This window comes from Paraburkholderia polaris (assembly GCF_012927345.1).
Lineage (GTDB): Bacteria > Pseudomonadota > Gammaproteobacteria > Burkholderiales > Burkholderiaceae > Paraburkholderia > Paraburkholderia polaris.
The window spans coordinates 1-24,326 of the sequence record NZ_JABBGJ010000075.1 but is presented as its reverse complement, the minus strand read 5'-3'; the positions used below and the strand labels follow the sequence as shown (position 1 = coordinate 24,326).

At 58.1% G+C, this 24,326-nt stretch carries 19 protein-coding genes and 3 pseudogenes; 18 read left to right on the top strand and 4 right to left on the bottom strand.

Annotation, left to right across the window (positions count from 1 at the left end; all coding sequences use genetic code 11):
• The 4 genes from HHL24_RS40950 to HHL24_RS43735 all read left to right on the top strand — a co-directional run.
• On the top strand, positions 1-439 hold a 439-nt coding region (locus HHL24_RS40950; RefSeq protein WP_169490971.1), incomplete at its 5' end, for a hypothetical protein.
• A gap of 60 nt (positions 440-499) precedes the next feature.
• Positions 500-784, top strand: a complete 285-nt coding sequence (locus HHL24_RS40945) for a hypothetical protein (protein ID WP_169490970.1) — start codon at positions 500-502, stop codon at positions 782-784.
• Positions 785-969: 185 nt separating this feature from the next.
• Complete coding sequence (locus tag HHL24_RS40940; RefSeq protein WP_206003249.1) at positions 970-1,416, top strand: site-specific integrase; 447 nt, start codon at positions 970-972, stop codon at positions 1,414-1,416.
• On the top strand, positions 1,358-1,813 hold the full coding sequence (locus HHL24_RS43735) for a hypothetical protein (protein ID WP_206003248.1): 456 nt from the start codon (positions 1,358-1,360) through the stop codon (positions 1,811-1,813). The genes HHL24_RS40940 and HHL24_RS43735 overlap by 59 nt, the downstream gene beginning before the upstream one ends.
• A 50-nt stretch (positions 1,814-1,863) precedes the next feature.
• On the opposite strand, the gene HHL24_RS44925 is transcribed toward HHL24_RS43735, so the two are convergent.
• Together HHL24_RS44925 and HHL24_RS40930 are read right to left on the bottom strand one after the other, a co-directional pair.
• Positions 1,864-2,154 carry a type II secretion system protein N gene (locus HHL24_RS44925; protein ID WP_329606828.1) on the bottom strand — a complete coding sequence of 97 codons (291 nt, stop codon included), beginning with the start codon at positions 2,152-2,154 and terminating at the stop codon, positions 1,864-1,866.
• A gap of 1,680 nt (positions 2,155-3,834) precedes the next feature.
• Entirely contained in the window at positions 3,835-4,239 is a 405-nt protein-coding gene (locus tag HHL24_RS40930; protein WP_169490969.1) for a hypothetical protein, read from the bottom strand.
• A gap of 61 nt (positions 4,240-4,300) precedes the next feature.
• On the opposite strand from HHL24_RS40930, the gene HHL24_RS40925 reads away from it, so the two are divergent.
• From HHL24_RS40925 to HHL24_RS40900, 6 genes are all read left to right on the top strand, one after another.
• A complete protein-coding gene (locus HHL24_RS40925) occupies positions 4,301-5,575 on the top strand; it encodes a family 43 glycosylhydrolase (RefSeq protein WP_169490968.1) in 1,275 nt (424 codons plus the stop codon).
• Positions 5,576-5,868: 293 nt separating this feature from the next.
• A complete protein-coding gene (locus HHL24_RS40920; protein ID WP_169490967.1) occupies positions 5,869-6,171 on the top strand; it encodes a GntR family transcriptional regulator in 303 nt (100 codons plus the stop codon).
• Between the two features lie 278 nt (positions 6,172-6,449).
• Complete coding sequence (locus tag HHL24_RS40915) at positions 6,450-9,524, top strand: beta-galactosidase (RefSeq protein ID WP_206003247.1); 3,075 nt, start codon at positions 6,450-6,452, stop codon at positions 9,522-9,524.
• 325 nt (positions 9,525-9,849) lie between these two features.
• Positions 9,850-12,363, top strand: a complete 2,514-nt coding sequence (locus HHL24_RS40910; protein ID WP_169490966.1) for a glycosyl hydrolase family 95 catalytic domain-containing protein — start codon at positions 9,850-9,852, stop codon at positions 12,361-12,363.
• A gap of 154 nt (positions 12,364-12,517) precedes the next feature.
• A complete protein-coding gene (locus HHL24_RS40905) occupies positions 12,518-12,727 on the top strand; it encodes a hypothetical protein (RefSeq protein WP_169490958.1) in 210 nt (69 codons plus the stop codon).
• Between the two features lie 889 nt (positions 12,728-13,616).
• Positions 13,617-13,889, top strand: a complete 273-nt coding sequence (locus HHL24_RS40900; RefSeq protein WP_169490965.1) for a hypothetical protein — start codon at positions 13,617-13,619, stop codon at positions 13,887-13,889.
• A 21-nt stretch (positions 13,890-13,910) separates the two neighbouring features.
• On the opposite strand, the pseudogene HHL24_RS40895 reads toward HHL24_RS40900, so the two are convergent.
• Positions 13,911-14,237, bottom strand: a pseudogene (locus tag HHL24_RS40895) (transposase); the annotation flags it as partial.
• A 335-nt stretch (positions 14,238-14,572) separates the two neighbouring features.
• Between HHL24_RS40895 and HHL24_RS40890 the strand changes: the two are divergent.
• The 3 genes from HHL24_RS40890 to HHL24_RS40880 all read left to right on the top strand — a co-directional run bounded on the left by HHL24_RS40890 (position 14,573) and on the right by HHL24_RS40880 (position 19,008).
• Complete coding sequence (locus HHL24_RS40890) at positions 14,573-16,618, top strand: LamG-like jellyroll fold domain-containing protein (protein ID WP_169490964.1); 2,046 nt, start codon at positions 14,573-14,575, stop codon at positions 16,616-16,618.
• A 13-nt stretch (positions 16,619-16,631) separates the two neighbouring features.
• Positions 16,632-16,874 carry a hypothetical protein gene (locus tag HHL24_RS40885; RefSeq protein ID WP_169490963.1) on the top strand — a complete coding sequence of 81 codons (243 nt, stop codon included), beginning with the start codon at positions 16,632-16,634 and terminating at the stop codon, positions 16,872-16,874.
• Between the two features lie 106 nt (positions 16,875-16,980).
• Positions 16,981-19,008 (top strand): phosphocholine-specific phospholipase C, encoded by a 2,028-nt coding sequence (locus tag HHL24_RS40880; RefSeq protein WP_169490962.1) that lies wholly within the window; start codon positions 16,981-16,983, stop codon positions 19,006-19,008.
• Positions 19,009-19,662: 654 nt separating this feature from the next.
• On the opposite strand, the pseudogene HHL24_RS44410 reads toward HHL24_RS40880, so the two are convergent.
• Positions 19,663-19,926 (bottom strand): annotated as a pseudogene (locus HHL24_RS44410) (IS6 family transposase); the annotation flags it as partial.
• Between the two features lie 626 nt (positions 19,927-20,552).
• Between HHL24_RS44410 and HHL24_RS40870 the strand changes: the two are divergent.
• The 5 genes and pseudogenes from HHL24_RS40870 to HHL24_RS40850 form a co-directional block, all read left to right on the top strand.
• A complete protein-coding gene (locus HHL24_RS40870; RefSeq protein ID WP_169490972.1) occupies positions 20,553-21,611 on the top strand; it encodes a 2-dehydro-3-deoxygalactonokinase in 1,059 nt (352 codons plus the stop codon).
• Positions 21,612-21,647: 36 nt separating this feature from the next.
• Entirely contained in the window at positions 21,648-22,328 is a 681-nt protein-coding gene (locus tag HHL24_RS40865) for a 2-dehydro-3-deoxy-6-phosphogalactonate aldolase (protein WP_169490960.1), read from the top strand.
• A gap of 41 nt (positions 22,329-22,369) precedes the next feature.
• Positions 22,370-22,696, top strand: a pseudogene (locus HHL24_RS40860) (SDR family oxidoreductase); the annotation flags it as partial.
• Positions 22,697-22,873: 177 nt separating this feature from the next.
• The gene (locus tag HHL24_RS40855) at positions 22,874-23,872 is read left to right on the top strand and encodes an arabinose ABC transporter substrate-binding protein (protein ID WP_169490959.1); all 999 of its coding nucleotides are present in this window, start codon (positions 22,874-22,876) and stop codon (positions 23,870-23,872) included.
• 167 nt (positions 23,873-24,039) lie between these two features.
• On the top strand, positions 24,040-24,326 hold a 287-nt coding region (locus HHL24_RS40850; RefSeq protein WP_169489210.1), incomplete at its 3' end, for an ATP-binding cassette domain-containing protein.

The window sequence follows — 24,326 nt, the reverse complement described above, 5'->3', positions numbered from 1 at the left end:
GACCGATATTGCCAAGGTGGTCTGCGATCACTGTGGCGGCGAGGTCCGAACCGATGCCGCGCCGTTGGAGAGTGCGTGGATCGTCGTCATTCACGGCGACGACCGGCTCCCGGACGCGTTCGGTGGTATCTGGCGCGAAGACGACCCAAAGGCGCTGTTCGAGCAGGAAACCGTCGTCGCGCTTGGCCCGGCAGCGATCCCGACGGGCGTGAGCACATGCAGCACGTTTGCGACGGATGGGTATCGCGATGCGAGGGCGGGGCTGCCTGCAAGTCCGCCCACACATCCGGGCACAACGGTGTTAGCGGGCGAGTATCTGATCGGCTACCGCACCGGCATGAATACGGGAACGGCGGCAGCGCCGGCGCCGGTCGAAGTGGCGCGGCAGGACGTCGCGGTAGAGGAAGCGCTGCGCGAGCTCGTGCAGGCTGTGGAGTAGGCGCCGCTGGGCATACGCGGCATCAAGGTTGTGCAAGCTGCGAAAGCAGTGCCGCAACCCATGACACCGTCTCCCGCGGCCCGTTTGGTACCCACGTACATGATATTTTCCGAGAGCGAAGCGGAGACCACTTCGATTCGCGAAGGATTCTGGTCGAATGAGGGCGGCTGGGGCGACTACACTGAAGCAACGCGTTTCAGCGAAGCCGAGAAGCAGGCATTCCTGCTTCCGGGTTCGGCTCGAAGCGATGCGAAATGGGGAACCCTCGCCTCGGTGGCGCCGTTTTTTCAAGAACAGGACGAGAGAGCAGCAAAAGCGACCGCAAGGTCGGCTCCGTCGCCCTGATCAGTTCACCTGAAACCAGCCCGCCGCGCGTCCCAAAAGGGGCCGCTCGGCGGGTTTTTTTCGTGCGGTATCGTGGGCTTCTCCGAGGAAAGTGAGGATTTGTCCGCGTTAGACTGGAAAGGAGCGCCCAGCGTTTTTTCTCTCGTAACCGGCTCGGTTTTCGAGCGTATTCCGAGACAGGAAACATGGAACTCAAACGCGCCAAAGTGCTTACCCCCGCCAAATTTCGCCATCTGCTGCGCGTCACTGAGGCAACAAGCCGATTCCCCGAACGCGACATCCTAATCCTGCTTCTTGGTGTGACATGCGGTATGCGTGTTACTGAAATTGCACGCATCGAAACCCGCGTTGTACTCGCCAAATCAGGCGCGCGTCGCGAAGAGGTCAGCTTGCGTGGCTCGATCACGAAGGGCTGTCGCCCCCGCTGCATTTATCTGTCACACGAGCGCGCAATCGCCGCGTTCGACCGCTACGTCGAATGGCGTTACCAGCGCGGCGCTGGCACGGCGCTGGATCGACGGGAGTATCGCGGTCTCATGCCCCACACTTGGCTGACATCCAAGTATGCCAACAATGGACAAGTTGCTTTTCTTGCAAATCAAGCAGATAGCGGATTCAAGTTTGTCCATTGACATCGCCGGTGAGATGGACAAACCGCCGCATCTTGTCCATTGTCCAGCCTCCAACGAGACGCTGTCGTTGGTGATCTTCGTCCCCTTCGGGACGTTGATAGGACACGCAGGCGTCAATCACACAACGACAACCACGACGAGCAGCGACAACCATGGCCAACTAACCGCCGGCAATCACCTCGGCCGACCGGCCAAGATGTTTGTCGGTAAACCGGACTTCCTGCTTGACGCTGTCCAGACAGCCCCACGTCGCCGGGTTCTTCGTTTGCAGGATCTCGGCGCAACCGCGTCAATTCGACTCGCGGCATGTCATCGCGCCATACTCAAAGAACGCCTCGCCACGTGGCTTGATTGGACTGTCTCTGTCGCAGCCGAGAAAATTATCGGATTAGGATAACTAGTCTTGCGCGGAACGGGCAGTCTACGCCCGTCAACCTGACAGAGTCCTCACCGCACGTATGACATTGGCCCACCAGAATTCAGGGGCAGAAATAGCTCTGAGCGGACGGAATCGCGATCAACTATGACAGATCGTGCTCGCACTTCGTAAAGCTTCACGGCCCCCGTAATAGCGCTGCCGACCGGAACCACATAGGGAGGCTCGTTTTTGACCCTGATGATGGCGGCCGCCTTCCGTTGACCCAGCGTCAATACGCCCGAGAGATGGAGGTCGCGGTTTGCATCCAGGGGTAACTGTCCGCCGAACAGCGCGCCAGCCTGTCCGCTTGCGACGCGCATCCTCTCGGCGCCTGCTGGCGTTGGACCTGGGGGCGAGGCTTGTAAGGCAAGAATCCAATAAGCAAATGTGGCGCCAAAAGCCGCACACAGCAATACTGATAGGTCTCGGGAAGAGACAGCGTTCAAATGTGTCATTGGACGAGTTGGAGACGTTGGCGCGCGAACTCGCCACGATGTCAAAATTGGTCACTTCATCGACAGCACCCGGACCCCATCGCTGGGTATCGGACTGATCGCTGCTGATTAAGCGGGTTTGGTGGCATTGATATACATCTCGTTTCTTTTGTCAAATCGTTCAGTTCCTGTTCGGTCCACGAGTCTGCCAGAGTTCGGGATACAGGCGGACAAGATCCCGAGGTCTGCAGGCAATACGGTAGATCGTGAGGTATAGCGATTGGCCCGCCCTTGCGTTAGATAGACAACCTGAACGACGCACTTACGAGCAGACCACATATCGAAACGGTCGCCACATACGAAGTCGAACGTCTCGATGAGCGTCTTTTTTAAGTCGCTTTCCCATCACCTCTGTTCAGCCGTGTGGGTCTAAAACCTAAGATATCCTACATAATGAGCATGCTAGCTCCACACTTAGACGAAGTGTCGATCGCCACTCCAAACAACCCTAGCACACGCCAGCATTCACGGACTACCGTCGTCTCGCAAACTCGACTTTCATCTGACGGATTGCAGCGGAGCCACCTGTATTGCCCCGCGGCTTCCCGCGCCGCGTCCGAACCGATTGGATTTCCGTCGATGACCCAGAAGCCGCAGCGCGAACCCTGCAAACAGACTATTGTTGCCTGTTGACAATCAACAATCCCAATGCTTAACTATCTGGAATTTCCACAATTTGCGTCAAAACGCCTCATTCCAGTCTTGAGCTCGTAAGGAAGCTACCTGCGTAGCCCAGTTGCAGCGACCGTTGAAAGAGGGGGTATCGTGTGCCGGGACGCTAGCAAGTCAATAGAGGCAGGTTGAAGTGTTTGATCCATATAAGGAACTGTTCGCTAACGTCGCTACCCGATGGACCGGGTCGAAGACGTCATGTCGGACCCCAATACCGCTTCGGCGCCTATGTAAGCTTTCCTGGTCACCTCTAACTGGGGAAAGGAGAACCGAGTGAACGCGCGGTGCGGCGCTGTGCCTTCCACCGGGGTGCGAAACCTGCGAGAGCGTGCGTAGCGCTCAGTGATCTACCGCACCTGCCAGGGAACTGCGCTTCGCGTTCTCGAGGTCACGAACCCGAAACTTAATATCTTAAATAATGCTATTAATTACTCCCATTACGCATAGGATTCCTATTGGCCCAATATTTGAAAATTAATTGATGTAGTGCGAAACGGGTCGAAGTCGTTCCCATATTTTGGTTTCGGAATGAAAGCGTTGGTTGTTTGGTTATCGTTGTCATAGAATCGCCGCCAAACCGACCGACCGATGGTGCTCTGCGGGTGGGCGAAGGATCGGATCCCACTTCATTCTAGTTATGGTAAACCTTATTATGTAGATACCTTATTGGTTAGGCATGCGAATGGAGATAGTGTGGGCGGCGTTTTGTAAATTTCACCTTCGTGGCAATGTCCAACTATTGAGAAAAATTGTATTGAGAGAGGTCGCCATGCTAATTAAATGGCGCAGTGTGGGATTGCCTTTCGGCTATTGGAGTACCAAGCTGCAGCGATCTCACAGAAAAACTATAAACGAAAGCGGGAATTCGCAAGGCGACCTCGCGCATAAAATACAGAAGGAGACAATCATGAAACAAACTTTCTTGCCCACCATTTGTTGCACTTTGATTTCGGCGCTGATTTTAGCAGGGTGCGGCGGCGGAAATAACAGCAACCCAAACAGTGGAACTGACTCCGGACAGAAACCCGGTTCCTCGACTACGTCGAGTTCAAACGGTTCACCCGCAGGATCATCATCGAACTCTAATACCGGTTCCGGCACAGGCTCTTCGTCAGGATCCACGGCAGGCTCTTCGTCGGGATCCACGACAGGCTCTTCGTCGGGATCCACGACGGGGTCTTCCACCGGTTCGTCTGGAGGTGCATCCACAACGCCGATAGCCGACGTCGAATCCGTCATTCACCCTTCTGCTCTTTGGCAGGATGACGCCGGAAACCAGATCCAGGCACACGGCGGCGGTATGTTCCAGGTAGGGGACACCTACTATTGGGTTGGCGAGGACAAGACCGGGGAAACTACTTCTGGAACCTTCCAGAATGTAAAATGCTATTCGTCGAAGAACTTGCAAAGCTGGCACTTCGAGGGCAACGCGCTTTCACCGCAACCGACCGGTGACATTGCCGCCAGCCAGGTTGTGGAAAGACCCAAAGTCATCTTCAACGACACCACAAAGCAGTACGTGATGTATATGCATGTTGACAATACATCGTACTCCTTTGCAAAAGTCGGGGTCGCGACCAGCACGACACCGTGTGGTCCGTACACCTACCAGGGCAGCTTCATGCCGCCAAACAGCAGTTCCAGTCGTGACATGGGGCTGTTCAAGGACGACGACGGAACGGCGTATCTGTTAAGCGAAGATCGCGGCGTCGGGACACATATTTATAAACTGACGAGCGACTATCTCAGCGTCGACAGCCTTGTCTACACGATAGGCGGCCCGAATCAGTGGGTCGCGCTTGAGGCACCCACGATGTTCAAGGCCAACGGCTACTACTTCGTGATCGGCTCAGGCCTGAGCGGCTGGGGTTTGAACAACAATTTCTACATGGCGGCAAGCATGCCGGCGGGCCCGTGGACCGGTCCGACAACGCTGGCCCCGTCCGGGACGAATACCTTCTCCTCCCAGTCGACCTACGTCCTGCCGATCACAGGAAGTAGCGGAACCACCTACATGTATATGGGCGACCGGTGGAATGGAAACTACTTACAGAACTCCTCCTATGTGTGGCTTCCGCTCGCGGTCAACGGCGGGACAGCCAGGTTGCCGCAGTGGGACAACGCGTTCGGAATGGATCTAACGACCGGATTGCTCCAACCCGCCGTGTCTACCCTGGACTATGACGTATCGTCTCCCGGTACCAGTCTGTCAGGAGGTGCCTCATCTTACAGTTGCTCACAATGCTTCATGTCTGGAAGCGGAATCGGTTACCTCGGTGGGCCAAACAATGGCACCGTAACCTTTGGCGGAATTAACGCACAAAGCCCCGTCACCAAGGTTGCGTACATCAGCTACATCAACAATGATGTCAGTCCGCGGTATGCAACGGTGACGACAAACGGAAACTCCAGCGTAGTGGTCACCTTCCCGCCGACCGGAACCTATGGTGGCATCGTTCCTGTGCCTGTGAGCCTCGTGGCCGGTGCAAATAGCGTGGCGATCTCTGCCGCAACGGTTTCAGGTCAGAGCAGTAGTTACGCGCCAGATGTCGAGGAACTGTTCTTCGACAACTAGGCGAGAGCTGATTCTCCGTCGCGCCTCCGGAAACGGTGGCAGCGGCGGACGATCGTGGCTGCATCGGACGTAAATGTGACGCCTCTATCACTCCGGGGGTTTTGGTATCGGCACCTGTCTCAAGACCCCGCAGGTGTTGTTCGACGAGAGAGTGAGTTATGTCGTCATGCCGCGATCTGCGCGTTCGCCGCTCAGCCCATGAAAGGTTTGGGTCGCGGAGAAGGTTCCGCAACTGACGGGGCGCAAGAGCGAAATATCGCGAAGCTCGCTTGACTGATTTCGGAGCAGGATTCATGGATCGTTTCAGGCTCGATGTATCGGGAAAGACCGTACGAAACTGGATGCCCTCAATTTCGGGATATTCCGGGCCATCTTATCTGGCACTGGCGAGCGCTATTGAGGACGCGATTAACGCCGGGCTTGTGCTGCCGGGACAGAAATTGCCATCCCAACGAATGATGGCCGACTTTCTTGGTTTGCATGTTAATACGGTCAATCGTGGGTTGCGCGAACTGGCGTGGCGCGGTCGCACGCGTGGAAACACGCGTTCAGGCACGGTAGTGCTCTCGAGTTCTTCCTTTGTGAAAGCGGAGTAAGCGGTGCAACCTGTCGTCGAGAGACTACCCGGATTGAATTCCGCGCGACACTCGGGCATCTGTGTCTTTGTTATGGAATGGACTGGCACAATTCCGCGCAACCACGGGCACTCCTTCAAATGAAGGACTCGCCCCGTTAATAGCGGAAAAACAAAAGTTTGCGAACGACATGTTCAATGGATTCTGTTCTGGCACGTTTATTGACTATCTGGTTCGCATTCGAAAATATATAGCACCTAATCAGGTGATCAATTGGCAAGCGCAATTGGGAGAATTCCATGAAGTTTTCTGGTCTTTTGTTATTGGCGACATGTGGCGCCATCTTGATGAGTGCGTGCGGCGGGAACGACAACTCCGACCCGGGAGGCGCCGCAACGACCGGTACCAACACGGGCGGCACGACGACTGGCACATCCTCCTCCTCTGGAACCGGAACCACCTTGCCAAGTCTGCCGTCAGGAACGCCGCCGCAGTTAGTCGCGCACAAGATTGGCTGGGACCATTACACGCTTAAAGTTGACGGAAAGGCGACACCGATCTGGTCTGGTGAATTTCATCCATTCCGGCTGCCAAGCCCGAGTTTATGGTTAGATATCCTTCAGAAATTCAAGGCAAACGGCTTCAACGCGGTCTCCATATACTTCGACTGGGGGTATACCTCCGCGAAGGCCGGAAGCTACGATTTCACCGGAATCCGGGACATGGATACGCTGCTTGATATGGCGGCGCAAGCGGGTCTGTACGTCATCGCGCGTCCCGGCCCATACATCAATGCGGAGACGGATGCTGGCGGGTTTCCTGGCTGGTTACTTACGCAGAACGGCAAAGCTCGCACCAGCGCGCCGGATTACCTGGCGGCCGCAAGAGAGTGGATGAGCAAAATCAATCCGATCATTGCTCGACACCAGCTGACCACGGGCCAGGGCACCGTCATCCTGTATCAGATCGAAAATGAAATGCAAGATACGAGCCAGACGGACTACATGCAGGATCTTCATGATTGGGCCCGATCAGATGGGATTTCCGTACCGATTTTCCATAATGACACAGGCCCGAATGGCCATTTCGTTCCGGCAAACTCCCCGATCCCAGGTGTCGTAACGGGCCCGGTCGACCTGTACGCTTTTGACGACTATCCACAGACAAACTGCACCGGTAACCCGGGCGCGGGGTGGTATGGGCTGTTCAGTTCAGGAGCAAAGGGCGGCGCAACAGCTTCACCCTATACGCCAGGATTCATCGCGGAAATGGAAGGCGGCTGGTTTGACAACTGGGGTTCTTCCGGCATTTATCCATGCATGTCGCAATCGGGCGCCGGCTCAAACTTCGAACGATTGTTTTACGGGACAAACATCGCGAACCGAATCGCGATACAGAACATTTACATGTCATTTGGCGGAACGAATTGGGGCTGGTTGCCGTCCACCGGGTTGTATACGTCGTATGACTACGGCGCAGCGATAGACGAGGCCCGCCAGTTACGGCCCAAAATGGCTACGCTTAAAGCGCTGGGTAACTTTGTTCAAAGTGTGCCTGCGATCATGCACGTGGACGTCGGAAGCGCCGTCACCCCGTCATCGCAATCGATTCAGATTCTGCACGGGGTGGATAGTGCTTCTGGGACCAATCTGTACACGGTCCTGCATTCTCCCTCAAATGCAACGTCAAACGACACCTTTACTTTCCCTGTTGTTACACCCGACGGTGGCTTCACCGTACCGCAGCAGGGGACATTAAGACTTAACGGCGCAGACTCCAAACTGCTGCTCGCGAACTACTCATTTGGTCAGCATCATCTCGTCTACTCGACATCGGACTTCGATGCACAGGTATCGACGGCGTCGGGCGATGTGGCACTCCTCTATGGTCGGCAGGCCGAAGACGGAGAGACCGTACTGCGCTTCTCCTCGCAACCCACCGTGTCGGTGATCGGAAGTCAGTCTGGCAGCGTTAGTCAGGCGTGGGACTCATCCACTGGGTCACTAAGATTGAACTATCAACACAATGGATTGACGAGGATCCTGATATCCGGCGGCGGCATTTCCACACCGCTGACGCTGCTTATTGCTGACGACAATACCGCGGCTACCTTCTGGAGACAGGACACAGGCGCTGGTCCCATACTGGCAAGAGGTCCCGCGCTTCTCCGCACAGCAACTGTCAGCGGGACTACCCTCCAGATGACGGGGGACACGGTCTCGACTGGCTCGCTGGAAGTCTGGGCGTCGCCGGCAATCAACCAGCTTGCGTGGAATGGTGCGGCTATCGCGAGTAAATCAACGTCTTCGGGAAGCCTCCTGGCGCAAAATGCGCTGTCCGGGCCTGACGCTGTATCGCTTCCTGATCTCATGACTCAATCGTGGCGTTATATGCAGGAATCGCCCGAGACACAACCCGCGTTCGATGACTCAAAGTGGGTCATCGCTACGCTGACATCGACCAATAGCACGACTACCCCGCCCTCTGGACAGCCGGTGCTCACTGCGGACGATTACGGCTTTCATCACGGTGATGTGTGGTATCGCGGCCAATTCAATTCGTCTTCGGCCGTGTCGGCGATTACCTTGAAGTACTGTGGGTCACAAGCCGGCTTGGCCCAAGTCTGGGTTGATGGCAATTATCTCGGACAGAATGTTCTTGGCAGTTCAAGTTGTGGCACTTTTACTGCGCCGGTGACGCTAGTGCCTGGGTCGCATGTCATAGCGACAATGATTCGAGATAATGGACACAACGAAGACTGGTATGAGGATGATGCCCAGAAGGAGGGAAGAGGGCTCGTTTCGGCTTCTCTCACTGGTTCCGGTAGCACAAGCATCGCGTGGAAGATACAAGGAAACGCAGGCGGCGAAAATCTTTGGGATACCGCACGCGGCCCGATGAACAACGGAGGGCTATGGGGCGAACGCAACGGCTGGTATCTCCCGGGATTTCCGGCTACCGGCTGGTCGACTGCCACATTGCCGGCTGGACAGGCGCACGCAGGCACTTCATGGTTCAGGACGACCTTCCCGTTATCTATCCCAGCCGGAGATGATGTCTCTGTTGGTATCCAGATCGGCGGTGCCGACGGCACTATCAGCGGCGGGAACTATCGCGCCCTGATCTTTGTGAATGGCTGGAACATGGGCCAGTACATTGCGAATGTCGGACCCCAGCATACCTTTGTCGTCCCGAATGGCATTCTCAATCCCAACGGGCAAAACACTGTTGCCATTGCGGTGACCAGTAACGGCAACCCGTCCGACGGACTCGAAAGTGTTCGACTCGTCAATCTGGGAACAGTTCGTGGCGGCGTACTGATTCAACTCAATGATTCTCCCGACTATTCCGCCTGGGCTTCAGCCAACCCATAACAATGGATCAGGGTATGTTCAGTAAGCGCCGAGATATCTTCCAAGGTTAGGCCTTGACTATCGCCACCGTGAAAACCGGGCCTCATGCACATTGAGCGCCCGGGGCGCCGTGGCGGCAGGCGAGCTTGAGTGACGCCGCGACGGTTTGCCCCGAGAGTCGCCGAGAAAGTATCCAGTATCAGGTGAAGGACGCATTGATGCTGTTTTACTACCTGCATATTTTTGTAATTAGTAATCCAAAGTAACGTGGGACGAAGATTCTTATCGACAGGTGCCAGCACGCCGGCGTCCCGTCCAGAACAGACCAGTAGTGCAGGAGACGTCAATGGAAAATAAACCGAGTGCAAAACGCCGTTCCCTGATCAAGCTTGGCGGGCTATCGCCGATCTTGCCTTACCTATACGCTTGCGGGGGAAACAACGATTCCTCTAACGCGGGTAATCCCGCGTCTGCAACTGCGGGGCCCAATCCTGCCACCGGCGCCGCTTCCGCGCCCACTGCCGGTTCCAGCCCTGTCTCCAGTCAGGAGCCCACGACAGCAAGTCTGATCCCCGATGCTGACGCGCTACAAATGAAGTACGCCTATGGCGCCGGACAGTCTCCCGACGCAATTGGTGCCACTACGTCGGCATCGACGTACATGCTGTATGAGGGTCTACCCATTGGCAACGGTCGTCTTGGTGCCCTCGTGGGAGGCGCTCCGACACAGGAAATACTGTATTTAAACGACATTACCCTCTGGTCCGGGCAATCCGGGATAATGGATTACGCTTACACCTCGAGTGGAATGGGCTCTTATCAAACGCTGGGCACATTGACGATAAGTTTGCCTGCGCACGCTAACTCGACTCAATATGAGCGACTGCTGGACATCAGTAATGGTCTTGTGAGAACAACTTATAACGTCAGTCAGGTAAGTTACCAGAGGACAATCTTCGGCAGCTTTCCGAATGATGTGATCGTGATCCGGCTAACCAGCAGTTCGCCAAATTCTTATACGGGATCGATTGCTCTTGCAGACGGCGGGAGAGGTGCCGCAACATTCAAAGATGGGAATGCCCAGATGTTGTCGTTTTCTGGGAGCCTACCCAATGGGGAGCTCTATTCTGCCTGCGCGAAGATACTGCCGGACGACGGCGAACTGGTTGCAAACGGTAATCAGATTGTCTTCCTTAATTGCAGCGGCCTTACCATTCTGATAGCTGCCAGCACTAACTATGACGGCAATAGTGCAAATCATTACCTGGGCGGCGGAGCGCCGTTGGACACGGCCCATGGGCAAATCGTAGCTGCCGAAGGTAGCAGCTTTGCAACATTGCTCGCTAACCATCTCGCAGACTATCAGCCGTTGTTCGGAAGATTCAGCGTGGATTTCGGGGCGTCAACTACTGCTCAGAATGCGATGACGATTCCCGATCGCCTGCTGGCGCGGGCGGCTCCGTACAGTCCGCCTGATCCGTGGTTGGAATCTCTGTATGTGCAGTTTGGCCGCTATCTGAGCATCGCCTCGTCGCGTACGTCCTTGCCGATGAATCTGCAGGGTCTATGGAACACGACGAATGATCCAGTGTGGTTCTCGGACTACCATTCAGATATCAACGTTCAGATGGCCTACTGGCTCGCAGACCGGGGTGGGCTGCCGGAGTGTTTCGAGCCGTTCCTGAACTTCATTCTCAGTCAATACAAAGACTGGGAAACCTTGACGCAGAGTAGTTTCAATAGTTCAAGCAACCCATTCGCAAATTCCAGCAAAAAGATTGCGGGCTGGACAGTGGGCATCTCGTCAAATGTATACGGATCTCAGGCCTGGCAATGGCACCCTCCCGGAAATGCGTGGCTTTGCAGAAATCTGTGGGAACACTACGAATATACGGTAGACAACAATTATCTTTCGACGATATATCCGATCCTTAAATCAGCCTGCCAATTCTGGGAGGCCCGTCTGGTCTCGGTGCAGACAGGTACGAATCCCGACGGGTCGGCGTTGATGCAACTTGTCGACGACGTCGATTGGTCTCCCGAGCACGGAAACTATCTGCAGGGAATTACCTACTCGCAGGAACTGGTTTGGGATCTCTTTACAAACTATATCAAGGCTGCGTCCATTCTTGGGGTCGATTCGAGTTATGTTGGGACGATCACATCGTCGCTATCGAATCTTTATCTTCCGCGATTAAATCCTCAGAACGGCAATATGCTCGAGGAGTGGATGCAAGCATCATACGATGCGCAAATGGAGCAATCCGATCCGACCCATCGTCATCTTTCACCATTAATTGGACTCTTCCCGGGGGAGCGTCTTTCGATCAACAGCGACCCAACGTTTATGAATGGTGTCAAGGCGTTGTTGGCGGCCCGAGGCACCGCCAGTTTCGGGTGGGGGATGGCCTGGAGAGTGGCGTGCTGGGCTCAATTGCAGCAACCGTCGATAGCGTATTCGATGATTCCCATGTTGCTAAATCCGGTGACCTTTTCCAATCCAGGAAACGGCAGTTTTGCAAACATGCTCGACGCCTACGACGACGGACCGGAAGTGTTTCAGATAGACGCGAATATGGGGGGACCCGCTGCAGTGTGCGAAATGCTGGTGCAAAGCAGACTCTCATCCATCACCTTGCTGCCTGCGCTTCCTTGGCAGTGGGGAAACGGAAAAGTTAGTGGTTTGCGCGCCAAGGGAGGGTTCTCTGTCGATCTGGCGTGGACCAGTTCAGCACTGACCTCAGTGACGTTGACCAGCATGGGTGGAACCTCGACGACATTGTTCTATATGGGGAGAAGCAAACCGGTCCACTTGCCCCTGAACGGCTCAATTACCTTGACCGCAGGAGAGTTGCCGTGAGCTAAGGAATCGTTGAGCAAGCCGTATACGTGGCAGACGTGCCCGACTGAGGCCGGGCGTTTAACAACTCGCGCCTGCGTAAATACGGCTTGACCGGGCTTTTCTGCGGGGACCAGAAACAGCGAAGCCGTCCAGCAGTTAATCGGAGATCACTATGCTTGAAATGCCGGAACACGTGCCGCTTGAACATTTCGTGGCACTGCAGGTTTGGGTGTGCGCCTGGTATGACGAAGCGGTCAAGGCGGAATTTATCGGCTTGTCCTATCATCCGGACGCGGAAACGGTGGACCTTTTGCGGCATTATTTTAAAGTCGGTATGGCACCTGCAGAAGCTGCTCACGCGTGCTTTGGCTACAAGCACTAACAGGCCGTTGAAATACTTCTTGGAGTAGTCATTCGGGGTGAACGTGTAAGCGAACCCGGAATGAGAAATGGCACAACTTACCGGCTAACTTTCCGCCGTCACAGACATGCTATATCAAATGACATGGCGCCAATGGCGACGCGCCGGTCTTATGTCAAAAATACTTGATGAGTTAGAGGTTGTGGAAATCTGAGCGACGGCAGTGGCGTAATCGGCATTGTCAGCTTACCGAGGGTGAGATGGTGCGACGGCCGGTATGACGCAATCAGAAAGTGGTCGACAGATTTTGGGCGAGTTCGGCGTATTCCATTGTTCAAGTACTCAAGGTTGATAGCTCGCCATAAAAAATAACCTGCTTTGGGACCTTTTTGAATTAGCCCTTTTAACATGTTTCTGGTTCTTCGCAATCCAGAAAGGCGGGCCATGCCTTGCCAGCTGGACGAGTTGGCCTAATGGCTTTGCCCAGAAAGAATAATTTTGAGGAGACACTGATGTTCCCAGATTCTGGCGTTTTAAAGCAAACATTGATTGGCCTGTCATCAATATTGGTCCTAGGTGTTTCGGGCTGCGGTGGTGGCAGCGGCGCATCGAGCGTCACCCCGACAACAGAAGGGGCAGGCACGGCGGTGGTGCCTGCTACCGCGTCGGCGCCGAACCGGCACCGGCACATCCGTTCCTGTTCAAGGAGGAAATTCGACGGTGCAGGTCGGAGTCCCTGTAGCCAGCCTGGACGCAAATCTTCAAATTGCCAGTGGAGCTACAGACGAGACCTCTGATGGAATCGGGGGCATCGTTGATACCGCGCCGTTGCTTTACGCTTACCTATGGCTCACTTGGTGGGCATGCGGGACTTGGGAGCGGAGGGTATGGCAGTTTCAGAGGATATGAATTGAAAATCTCCGGTGGCGGGACCTGGGAGCTGGCCTATACGGATACGTCAAGGCATTCGCTGGCCACCGGAAACTTGAACACCTCTGCAGTCAACTGGCATACGCTTCAACTCAAATTTAGCCAGGGGACAGTGACGGCATCAGTTGACGGGGCAGTTGTTTCTACCCAGTCCTGGATTGCTTCGACCCTTCCATCAGGAATGGGGGCGCTCCTGTCCGGTTTTTCATCGGTGCAGTTCGATAATTTTTCGATTTCGAAAAATCCGACCTGAGGGGTGCTCCCATGTGATTCGTCAACCATTAGTGGCGCATCTCGGTTGATCGAAGGCACTTTCACGCAGCATGGCGAACAGCACCTCGCACCGTCGTCTGGCAAGAGCGATGAGCGCCTGATTGGAGCGCTTGCCCTGCTGGACCTTGCGGGCGTGATAGTCCCTTGAGATTGGGTCGCGCAGCGCAGCAAAGGCGGAAAGGAAGAGCGTCGGGTGACCGGGGCGAGACCGCGGCCTAGGCGGCGAGATGCGCAGCTGAAGCGAAGGCTTTGTGGGCAACTCCGTGAGGCGTCTGGCGGCGGTCCTGACGCCGACTCCCGGCATGCTGTTCAGGACCGGCCAAAGAGGGCAGAGCTCGAGAGATATTCGTAGCGTGGCGCACGCAGGGAATCCTCCGGCAGCCGGGCTCTACTGCCTGCCACGCAATCGGCGGGCGCAGCGCAAGGCAGCGGTGCCTATCCCCAGACGCCGCTTCGTGTCGGCACGTCTCGTCGTCTGGCGTGCATGTTTTCCACTTCGAGTTGACAGCCATATGTCAGTTAACGAGATGCAAGAGAGTTGTTGTTTTGGTGCATATTGTTGCATTGTGTTGCAATTATGTTCGTGTAATCGTCGTGGCTCCAATCACCCGCTAACGCTTGGCATGGCATCGTGCCCGCGTCAGCTCTGCCTGGGAGCGACGGATGTCGAACAAAAAACAACGAAGGTGGGGATTTGCGGTTGCCGTTCTGACGGCGTTGGCGTGTTCTCTCGGGTTGGCAGGATGTGGCGATGGGGTTGCGAATTCATCCGCGACGACCGTCGCGCAACCTGCCCTCCCGGGCACACCTGCCGTCCCGCGCTCGCCGGCCAGCGCGCCCAGCCAGAAGGCCCTGGTGATCGGCATTTCGGGTGTGCAGTACACGGCGTTGCAGCAGGCGATCGCCCAGCAGAAGGCGCCGAATCTCGCGAAGCTTGCCATCGTGCCCGCGCTAGCGGGCGGCGTGAGCGGCACCACCACCCAGCAGGCCACACTCGCTGGTCCCGGTTGGGCCACCGTGCTGACCGGCGCGTGGACCAACCGTCACGGCGTGCGCAACGATTACGTTGGCCAGACGATCCAGGCGGACACGCTGTTCAAGCGTATCAAGCAGGCGGGCAACTGGAAGACGGCTGCCTTCGATAGCTGGAGCACGTTGAGCGCGCTGCTGTCCCCGGCGATCTCCGCCGGGTATGTTGACGCGGCGGTGGATTGCGCGGGGGTCGATAGTTGCGTGGTCGACGCCGCCACCAAATCGATCGGTGCGGGCAGTGCCGATCTCGTATTCGCGAACCTGAGCGGGCCGGCTACGGTCGCTGCCAGTTCCGGCCTGCAAGCTGACTATCCGAACGCGTTGGCCACCGCCGATCAGAAAGTCGGGCAGTTACTCGCAGCCATTGCGGCGCGGCAAACCCAGTCAGGCGTCAATGAAAAGTGGCTGGTGATGGTCACGACCGATCAGGGCCTCGACTCGACCGGCACGGAAAGCGGCCTGCCGCTGCTCTCGAACGAGACTGCTTTCATTGCTTCGAATCGGCCGCTGACCGTGGCCGGCACGACTACCGCGCCCGGCGCCATCGCCGCCGCGCCGACGCTCGCGCAACTCGCAACCGGCGCGACCCAGGCTGACGTGACGCCGACCGTACTCGGCTGGTTCGCGATCCAGCCGGACCCGGCCACCTACGCCATTGACGGAACGACCTTGCTCAGCGGTAGCGCGCCGCGCGCGCTGACCTCGACGCCAGGCGCCGATCAGGCGAGCCTCGCGCTGTCATGGACGGCTTCGGCCACGGCGCCCGCGCAATACCAGTTGTATCGCGACGGTACGCTGATCGCGACCTTGCCCGGCAACGCGACTTCTTACGTCGACAGCCAGCTCGGCAAGACGGCCAACGCCATCTATACGTTCAACTACACGCTCGTTGCCAGCGGTATTGCGGTTTCGTCGCTCGCGCAGATCAGCTACGTGCAGCCGGTACTGCTCGATAGCACGCTCGCCGGCGGCCTGATTCACTTCTTCTCGTTCGACACGGGTCTCGCCGACGCGATCACGCCGAGCGTTTCACTGCAACAGTTCGATCCGGCGTCGACCACGACCGAATCGTTGATTGCCGACAACTTCAGCGGCAAGGCGATGCAGGTCGCTTCGCTGAACAGCGCGGCCAACGCACTGAACGGCATGAAGCTCGCCGACGACGTCAGCACGAACGCGCAGTTCTCGATCGGCTTCTGGTTCAACTCGAACGACGTGCAGAACGATTCGCCCGCGCTCGGTAACAAGGACTGGAATTCAGGCCTGAATCCTGGTTTCATCATCGCGCAGGAGAGCAATGGCGCGTTCAAGTTCAACGTCGGTGACGGAGCCAAACGTGCGGATCTGTCGATCGCATTCACGAAGAACACGTGGGTGTATGTGGCGATGACCTTCGACACGGCTGCGCTCACCGCGACGGCCTACGTCGATGATCCGACCTACGGCTTGCAGAGCGGCACGCTGAGTCTCGCCGGGATGAACGTGGCGAAGATCGCGGGCATCTATTCGACCATCGGCCTGAACGAAGATGCGCGCGGTAACTACTACTCCCGCGGCAACGGCGTGCTCGGCACGATGGCCTACAACGACCTGGCGATGTGGAACAAGGTGATCACGCAGCAGCAGGTGCTCTCTCTGTTCGCTTCGAAGCGTTCGCTGTCGTCACTGCTGCCTTGAAGGAGGAGATCCGATGAACCGGTTTCAATCATGGGCGGATCACTCCGCGCTTATCAAGTGCTGCGGCGCAGCTGCGATCGTGTTGCTGCTAGGCGCGTGCGGTGGCGGCAGCAATGAAGGCACGAAGAGCGACGCATCGACCCCGCCCGCGGCGAGTCAACCCGACGCAGGGGTGTCGACTCCCGCGGCGAGTCAACCCGACGCAGGGGTGTCGACTCCCGCGGTGGCGAAGACGACGCTGCATTGCGCACCGTGAACTGCCCTTAACGACAACCCTAAGCACCCGATGAACACCCCGCGCGCAACGCCCGCCCGTTGCCCGTTGGCCGTTGCGCGCGCTCTGATTTTTCCAAGGTGACCCGATGACAATTTCGAATCAAAGACGTCAGTTTTTACGTCTCGCAGCTGGTTCGGTCGGCGCATCGGCGGCTGCGTCGATGATGCCCGCGCTGATCCGCGATGCGCTGGCGACGCCCGCCAACACCACCACCGGCACGATCAACGACATCCAGCACATTGTCGTGTTCATGCAGGAAAACCGCGCGTTCGATCATTACTTCGGCACGCTGCGCGGCGTGCGGGGTTTCAACGACCGGATGGCGATCACGTTGCCTAACGGCAATGCGGTGTGGAAACAGCCGTACCCGAGCAATCCCGACGGCTACATTCTGCCGTTCCACATGGATTCGACCACCACCAGTGCCATGTGTGCCGACGCGCCGGCGATGAGTTATCCGGTCGACATCGCGATGTGGAATCACGGTTTGTATAACGCGTGGAATACGGCGCGCGCGCCGGGGCTCGGCATGAGCTACTTCACGCGCGCCGATCTGAACTTCTACTATTCGCTTGCCGACGCGTTCACGATCTGCGACCAATATCACTGCTCCGTGTTCACGCAGACCAATCCGAACCGGCTGCATCTGTTCAGCGGCAGCAACGGTTTGTCCGTGGGGCAGTCGCCGACGCTCGACAACACGGAGCCGACGCCGGGCTTCAGCTGGCCGACTGTTGCCGAGACGCTCGAGGCCGCGAACATAAGCTGGAAGGTCTATCAACAGACCGACAACTTCGATGATAACGCGCTCGCGTGGTTTCAGAGCTTCAAGACCGCGCCGGTGGGCAGCAATCTCTACAAGAAGGGTCTCGCGACCGTCCCTGACATCGCTCAGGCATTCGCCGCCGATGTCGCTGCGGGCACGTTGCCGCAGGTGTCGTGGATCATTGCGCCGACGGCGCTGTCGGAGCATGCGAACTATCGTCCCTCGTACGGCGAGGATCTGACCGCGCGTCTGCTGGCTGGACTCGTCGCGACACCGGACGTCTGGTCGAAAACGGTGTTCCTGCTGAACTACGACGAGCAGGGCGGCTTCTTCGATCACGATCCGCCGCCCACGCCGCCGGGTTCCGCCAGCGAAGGCAAGACCACCATGAGCACCACCGGCGAAGTCTACGGCGGCCAGCCGATCGGCCTCGGCTTTCGCGTGCCGATGACGGTGATTTCGCCGTGGAGCAAAGGCGGTTACGTGTGCTCACAGGTGTTCGATCACACGTCGGTGATTCAATTCATCGAGAAGCGTTTTGGTGTGCACTGCCCGAACATCAGCGCGTGGCGTCGCGCAGTATGCGGCGACCTGACTACGACTCTCAACTTCGTGAATCCCGATGCGACCTGGCCGTCCTTGCCGGATACCAGCGGCTATGTCGCCGCGGCGAATCTGCAATGCAGCACCTTGCCCGCACCCACGATTCCGTCCGCCCAGTCGATGCCGAAGCAGGAACCGGGCACGCGCCCCTCGAAGGCGTTGCCGTACGAGTTCCATGCGAGCGCGCGCGTCGATCCGTCGACAGCGGCGCTGTGGTTGATCGTCGCGAACGGCGGCACGCAGGGCGCGGCATTCTCGGCGTACGACGTCGCGACGCCAGCGAACCCGCCACGTCGCTATGCGGTCGATGCCGGCATGCAAGTGACGGACTCGTGGAGCGGTGTGGCGTTGACCGGCACCCGCTATGGTCTCGCGCTGCGCGGCGCAAATGGGTTTTTGCGGCTGTTTGCGGGCGATGTGGCGGCCACGGTGGGCGCGACGGCCGCTAATCCGGAGGTTCGCGTCTGCTATGACCTCACTAACAGCGCCATTTATCTGACGCTGATGAATAGCGGCGCGGGGCCGTGTACGTTCACGGTGGTGTCAAATGCGTATCGCACCGACGGCCCCTGGACCTTCACGGTCGCGGCGGGCGGGACGGCGGAAACGAACTGGCCTGTTGCATCGCGCGGGAACTGGTACGACTTCAGCGTCACGGTCGATGTGCAGAGCGCATTCTTGCGGCGCTTTGCGGGACGGCTCGAAAACGGTAACGATCTCATCAGTGATCCGGCCGCTGGGTAGGTATCGGGTTCATGCGGGTTGACGCAGGTATTGTGGTGATGGAGAACGGTGCGCGATGTAGTCGCACCGTTCGTTGCCCCGTGATTTCCATGCGCTGCTGACCGGAGTAACGAGGACATCCGCGTCTTGCTCACTACACAAGCGCGGCACTCAGGTGGATACACAAATGTCCACGCCTTAAGATGAGTCTGAGCCTGTACGTGTTGGTTTGGTTGTGCGCCTGTCTTCGCGGAAACGTCATCGGAAGTATTGGCGATTCTTCTTAACGCATTAAAACATAGGATTACGATTTATATTTTAATGTTACAACGCCGTGGCACAGTGCGTTGTTTCTTTCATTTTGTGCAGTTATTGTCGTCAACCTCGTCGACCGTACTTCGTCAAAGATGCGCATATGGACACCGCCAACCTCGATCTCATACTGGCACTCGCGGCGCGACTCGAGCGCCTCTTCCGTCACATCGGGCTCCAGGGGCTGCGCCGCCACGCTCACCGGTAACCAGTTCAGTGCATGAGCTCGCGGTTCGGCGGGTGCCGGGCCGGTAATGGCGGGTAGTCCATACGCGCCGGTGAGGTATTGGCGGCACCCTTTGAGTAACAGGTTGTCGATAAGCGAAGGTTCGCGTGCGGGCAATGCCGCAGATGCGTCCGGCAGACTCGGCTGTAGGTCTCGTCCATCCGCCAGCGTCTAACAACCGGTCGCTTGCGGCCGCAAACCGATTTCTCCAGCACGGGCATCAGCTTGATGGCCCAGCGGTGCACGGTCAAATGATCGATCGGGACGCCGTGTTCGACCATCATTTCTTCAAGGTGCCACAGGTTCAGCGGATATGCCACGTACAGGCGCGCGCACTTCAGCATCACATCGAGGGGATCGTGCAGGCGCTTGGGCGCTGGGGCCACCGCCCGATCCAACATCGTCGTCGAACGCTCCGTCCGTTATCTCGATCTAGACATTATCGCGGACCGCCTTCTGCAACAGAGCCCCGGAAATCAATGTCACAAAAACTGTGATGACCATAGATCTTCCAAAATTCGTCCCTTCCTTCCAGGTCATTCGTATTCCCAATAAATGAAACCTCAACTCATATGTTGATGATTTATATGGATGCGCCCTAGAATCCGTTCCGCGCGATTCAAATCGCAGTGACGGAACGGAGATAAGCACCAAGAATTCCCCGACCGCGCCGTCCGTTCGCAACCCCCCCGCATTCCGCCAGCCTGGCGCTGCAATGAAGATCCGGGGCAGCACTGCGCGTGTCGTCAATGAAGTTATGCATAAGTGGATGCGCAGCGCGCGGGAATATTTGTGTAACACATTGCGGCCTGCGCGGCAGGTGATTCACCTTCAGCCTTGGGAAAGCCGAGGCATCGGTCCACGATGCATCAGGTGCTTCCGTCGCGGAAATGTCGGCCGCGAGCTTGATGCTTTAAATGTCACTCAAACGCATGGATGAACTGATTCGGTCGAGCTGCGCGAAGCGCACTCGATCCCAGATGTACTCGACTGTCGCACCTCGCAGCCGAGCACAAAGGAACAAATGATGAAGCAAGCGGGTTCTCACACTCAAGCGGTCAAGCCGGTGAACGCCGCCGTGGCCGCCGACGCCAACCTCCAGCACGCAGCACTCATTGCGCTCGACTGGGGCACGACGTCGCTGCGCGCGTATCTGTACGACGCGGCCGGCGAAGTGCTGGCGACGCGGGCATCAACGGCCGGCATCATGAATCTGCCGCGTAGCGCCGAGCAAGGCGGCTTCGATGCCGCATTCGACGACGCGTGCGGCGCCTGGCTCGAACGGGCGCCCGCCGTGCCGGTGATGGCGGCCGGTATGGTCGGCAGCGCGCAAGGCTGGGTCGAAGCCCCGTATGTCGAAGCGCCGGCGAATGCCGATGCGCTGGTAGCCGGTATCGTACGTGTGAGAGCCGCGTGCGGTGCGACGCTGCACATCGTGCCGGGTGTCCTGCAACGTGGCGAATTGCCTAACGTAATGCGCGGCGAAGAAACCCAGATTTTCGGCGCGCTGGGGCAGGACACCGGCACCGTGGACAGCGGCAAGTGCGCACTGATCGGCTTGCCTGGCACGCACGCGAAATGGGCCGTCGTGCAGGCGGGCCGTATCGAACGCTTTCATACCTTCATGACCGGTGAAGTGTTCGCGGCATTGCGTGAACATACCATCCTCGGCCGCACGATGGTGACGCCCAACTGGCCGGATACTGATGCATTCCTCCATGGTGTGGACATCGCCCGCGACAGAGGTCAGGCGGGCATGCTGGCCACCGTATTCAGCGCTCGCACGCTCGGGCTTACCGGACAACTTTCACGCGAACAGCAGCCGGACTATCTGTCGGGTTTGCTGATCGGGCACGAACTGGCCGGTCTCGAAGCCGTGCTCATGCAACAGCAAAACTCGCTCGCCGGGCAGCACTTGCGCCTGATCGGCAATGAAGCGCTGTGCGAACGCTATTGCGTGGCACTTGCGCAATTCGGCTGCTCTCACGCGGAGCTGGTGAAGCACGCCACCGAGCAGGGCTTGTGGCGCGTCGCCGCCCAGGCGGGGCTCGTCAAGCCTACGCGCCAAGCGGCGCACGCCGGCTAACCGGCCGCGCCGCCGCTCACGAAACAAGGAACCGACATGCAACCTCACATCAATCTGCCCGCCCCGTATATGCCGCACGCGGGTCTGATCGCGGCGTTCGAGGTGTGTCCGCTAATCGCGATCATGCGTGGCGTGACGCCCGCGGACGCCGCCGAGCACGGTCAGGCGCTGTACGAAGCCGGCTTTCGCATCGTCGAAGTGCCGTTGAATTCGCCGCAGCCGTTCGACAGCATCGCGGCGATCCGCAAGGCGTTGCCGGCCGATGCGATCGTCGGTGCGGGCACGGTGCTGCATCCGAGTTTTGTCAACGACGTGAAGTCCGCGGGCGGCGAGCTGATCGTGATGCCGCATAGCGACCCGGATGTCGTCATTGCCGCGAAGGCACAAGGCATCGCCTGCGCGCCGGGCGTGGCGACACCGAACGAAGCATTCATCGCACTGAAAAACGGCGCGGACGTGCTGAAGATGTTCCCTGCCGAACAACTCGGCTGCCAGGTCGTAAAGGCCTGGCGCGCGGTGATCGCGGCGCAAGTGCCGCTGGTGCCAGTCGGTGGGATCACGCCGGACAACATGGGTCCGTTCCTGAGCGCCGGCGCGAATGGCTTCGGCCTCGGCTCGGCGCTGTACAAGCCGGGTCAGAGCGCGGCGGTCACCGCCTCGCATGCGAAGGCGTTCATCAAAGGGTTGCGCATCACCCGCGCAGGCGCGAAGCAATGAAGCGGCCCGCCAGAAAAGTTTCGTTGATTACAGGCGCCGGGCCGGGATGTTTTCCGTATCCGGTCGCGCAGCATGGCGTGCTTGGTCTGACGCGTGCGCTTGGCATCGAATACGCGCCGCGCAACGTGCGGGTCAACGCAATCGCGCCGGGGTACATCGAAACGCAATTGACGCACAACTGGTGGAACGAACAAGCCGATCCGGCGGCCGCGAAACAGGCGACGCTCGATCTGCAAGCGATGAAGCGCATCGGCCGCCCGGAAGAAGTGGCGATGACGGCGGTGTTTCTGGCCTCGGAGGAAGCGCCGTTCATCAACGCCACCTGCATCACCGTGGATGGCGGTCGCTCGGCGCTGTATCACGAATGAACGTAGCAGACCGGCAGGCAACAGGAAGCAGGACCGGCAGCAAGAACGAGCAGCAGGAACAAGCAATAACCGGCACCAAAGTTTCACCGGACGACGCGCTGGCCGCGTGTGTCACACCCGGTACAAGAAGACGCGGCCGATACCTTCTCGTTATCAATTAGTCAGGAGACACGCATCATGAAACGAAGAATTTTCCTCACGCTGGCAGCAGCGGCGACGGGTGTGCTCTTCAACGCCCCGGTGGCGCAAGCCGCGGACCCGGTCAAGATCGGCTTCCTCGTGAAGCAGCCGGAAGAACCGTGGTTCCAGGACGAATGGAAGTTCGCCGAGATCGCCGCCAAGGAACAGGGTTTCACGCTGGTGAAGATCGGCGCGCCGTCGGGCGAGAAGGTGATGAGCGCAATCGACAACCTGTCGGCTCAGAAAGCGCAAGGCTTTGTGATCTGCACGCCTGACGTCAAGCTCGGACCGGGCATCGTCGCCAAGGCGAAGGCCGACGGCCTGAAAATGATGACGGTCGACGACCGCCTCGTCGATGGCTCGGGCAAGCCGATCGCATCGGTGCCGCATATGGGCATCTCGGCGTACAACATCGGCAAGCAGGTGGGCGACGGGCTGGCTGCGGAAATCAAGAAGCGCGGCTGGGACATGAAAGATGTCGGCGCGATCGACGTGACCTACAACCAGTTGCCCACCGCAGTTGACCGTACCACCGGTGCAACCGACGCGCTCGTCGCTGCCGGTTTCCCGAAGGCCAACGTGGTTGAAGCGGCGCAAGCGAAGACCGATACGGAAAACGCGTTCAATGCCGCCAACATCGCGCTGACGAAGAACCCGCAGTTCAAGCACTGGGTGGCTTACGCGCTAAACGACGAAGGCGTGCTCGGCGCGGTGCGCGCAGCGGAAGGCCGCGGCTTCAAGGCGGACAACATGGTCGGTATCGGCATTGGCGGTTCGGAATCGGCCATGAACGAGTTCAAGAAGCCGTCGCCGACCGGCTTCTACGGCACGGTCATCATCAGCCCCAAGCGCCACGGCGAAGAAACCTCGACGCTGATGTACGACTGGATCAAACAAGGCAAGGAACCGCCGATGCTCACGCTGACGACCGGCATGCTGGCCACGCGTGACAACGTCGGTGAAGTGCGCGAGAAGATGGGCCTTGCATCGAAGTAAGCAGTTGTTGTACCGCAGTGCAATGAAGTGAACTGCCGGTGCGTCGTTTCTCCAAGGATTGGGCGCACCGGCACCGGCAATACAAGTTAAGTAGTTGAGACAGACCATGCTTGGTGTCCATGAGGCACCGGAAGAAGCACGGTTCACACGAAGCAACAGGAGGCGAAGTGTCAGCGACGCTACGTTTTGACAATATCGGCAAAGTCTTTCCAGGCGTGCGTGCGCTCGACGGTGTGTCCTTCGACGTCAACGTCGGCCAGGTACACGGCCTGATGGGCGAAAACGGCGCAGGGAAGTCGACCCTGCTGAAGATTCTCGGCGGTGAATATCAACCCGACTCCGGTCGCGTGATGATCGACGGCAATGAGGTGCGCTTTACGAGCGCGGCATCGTCGATCGCGGCGGGGATCGCGGTGATTCACCAGGAACTGCAATATGTGCCCGATCTGACGGT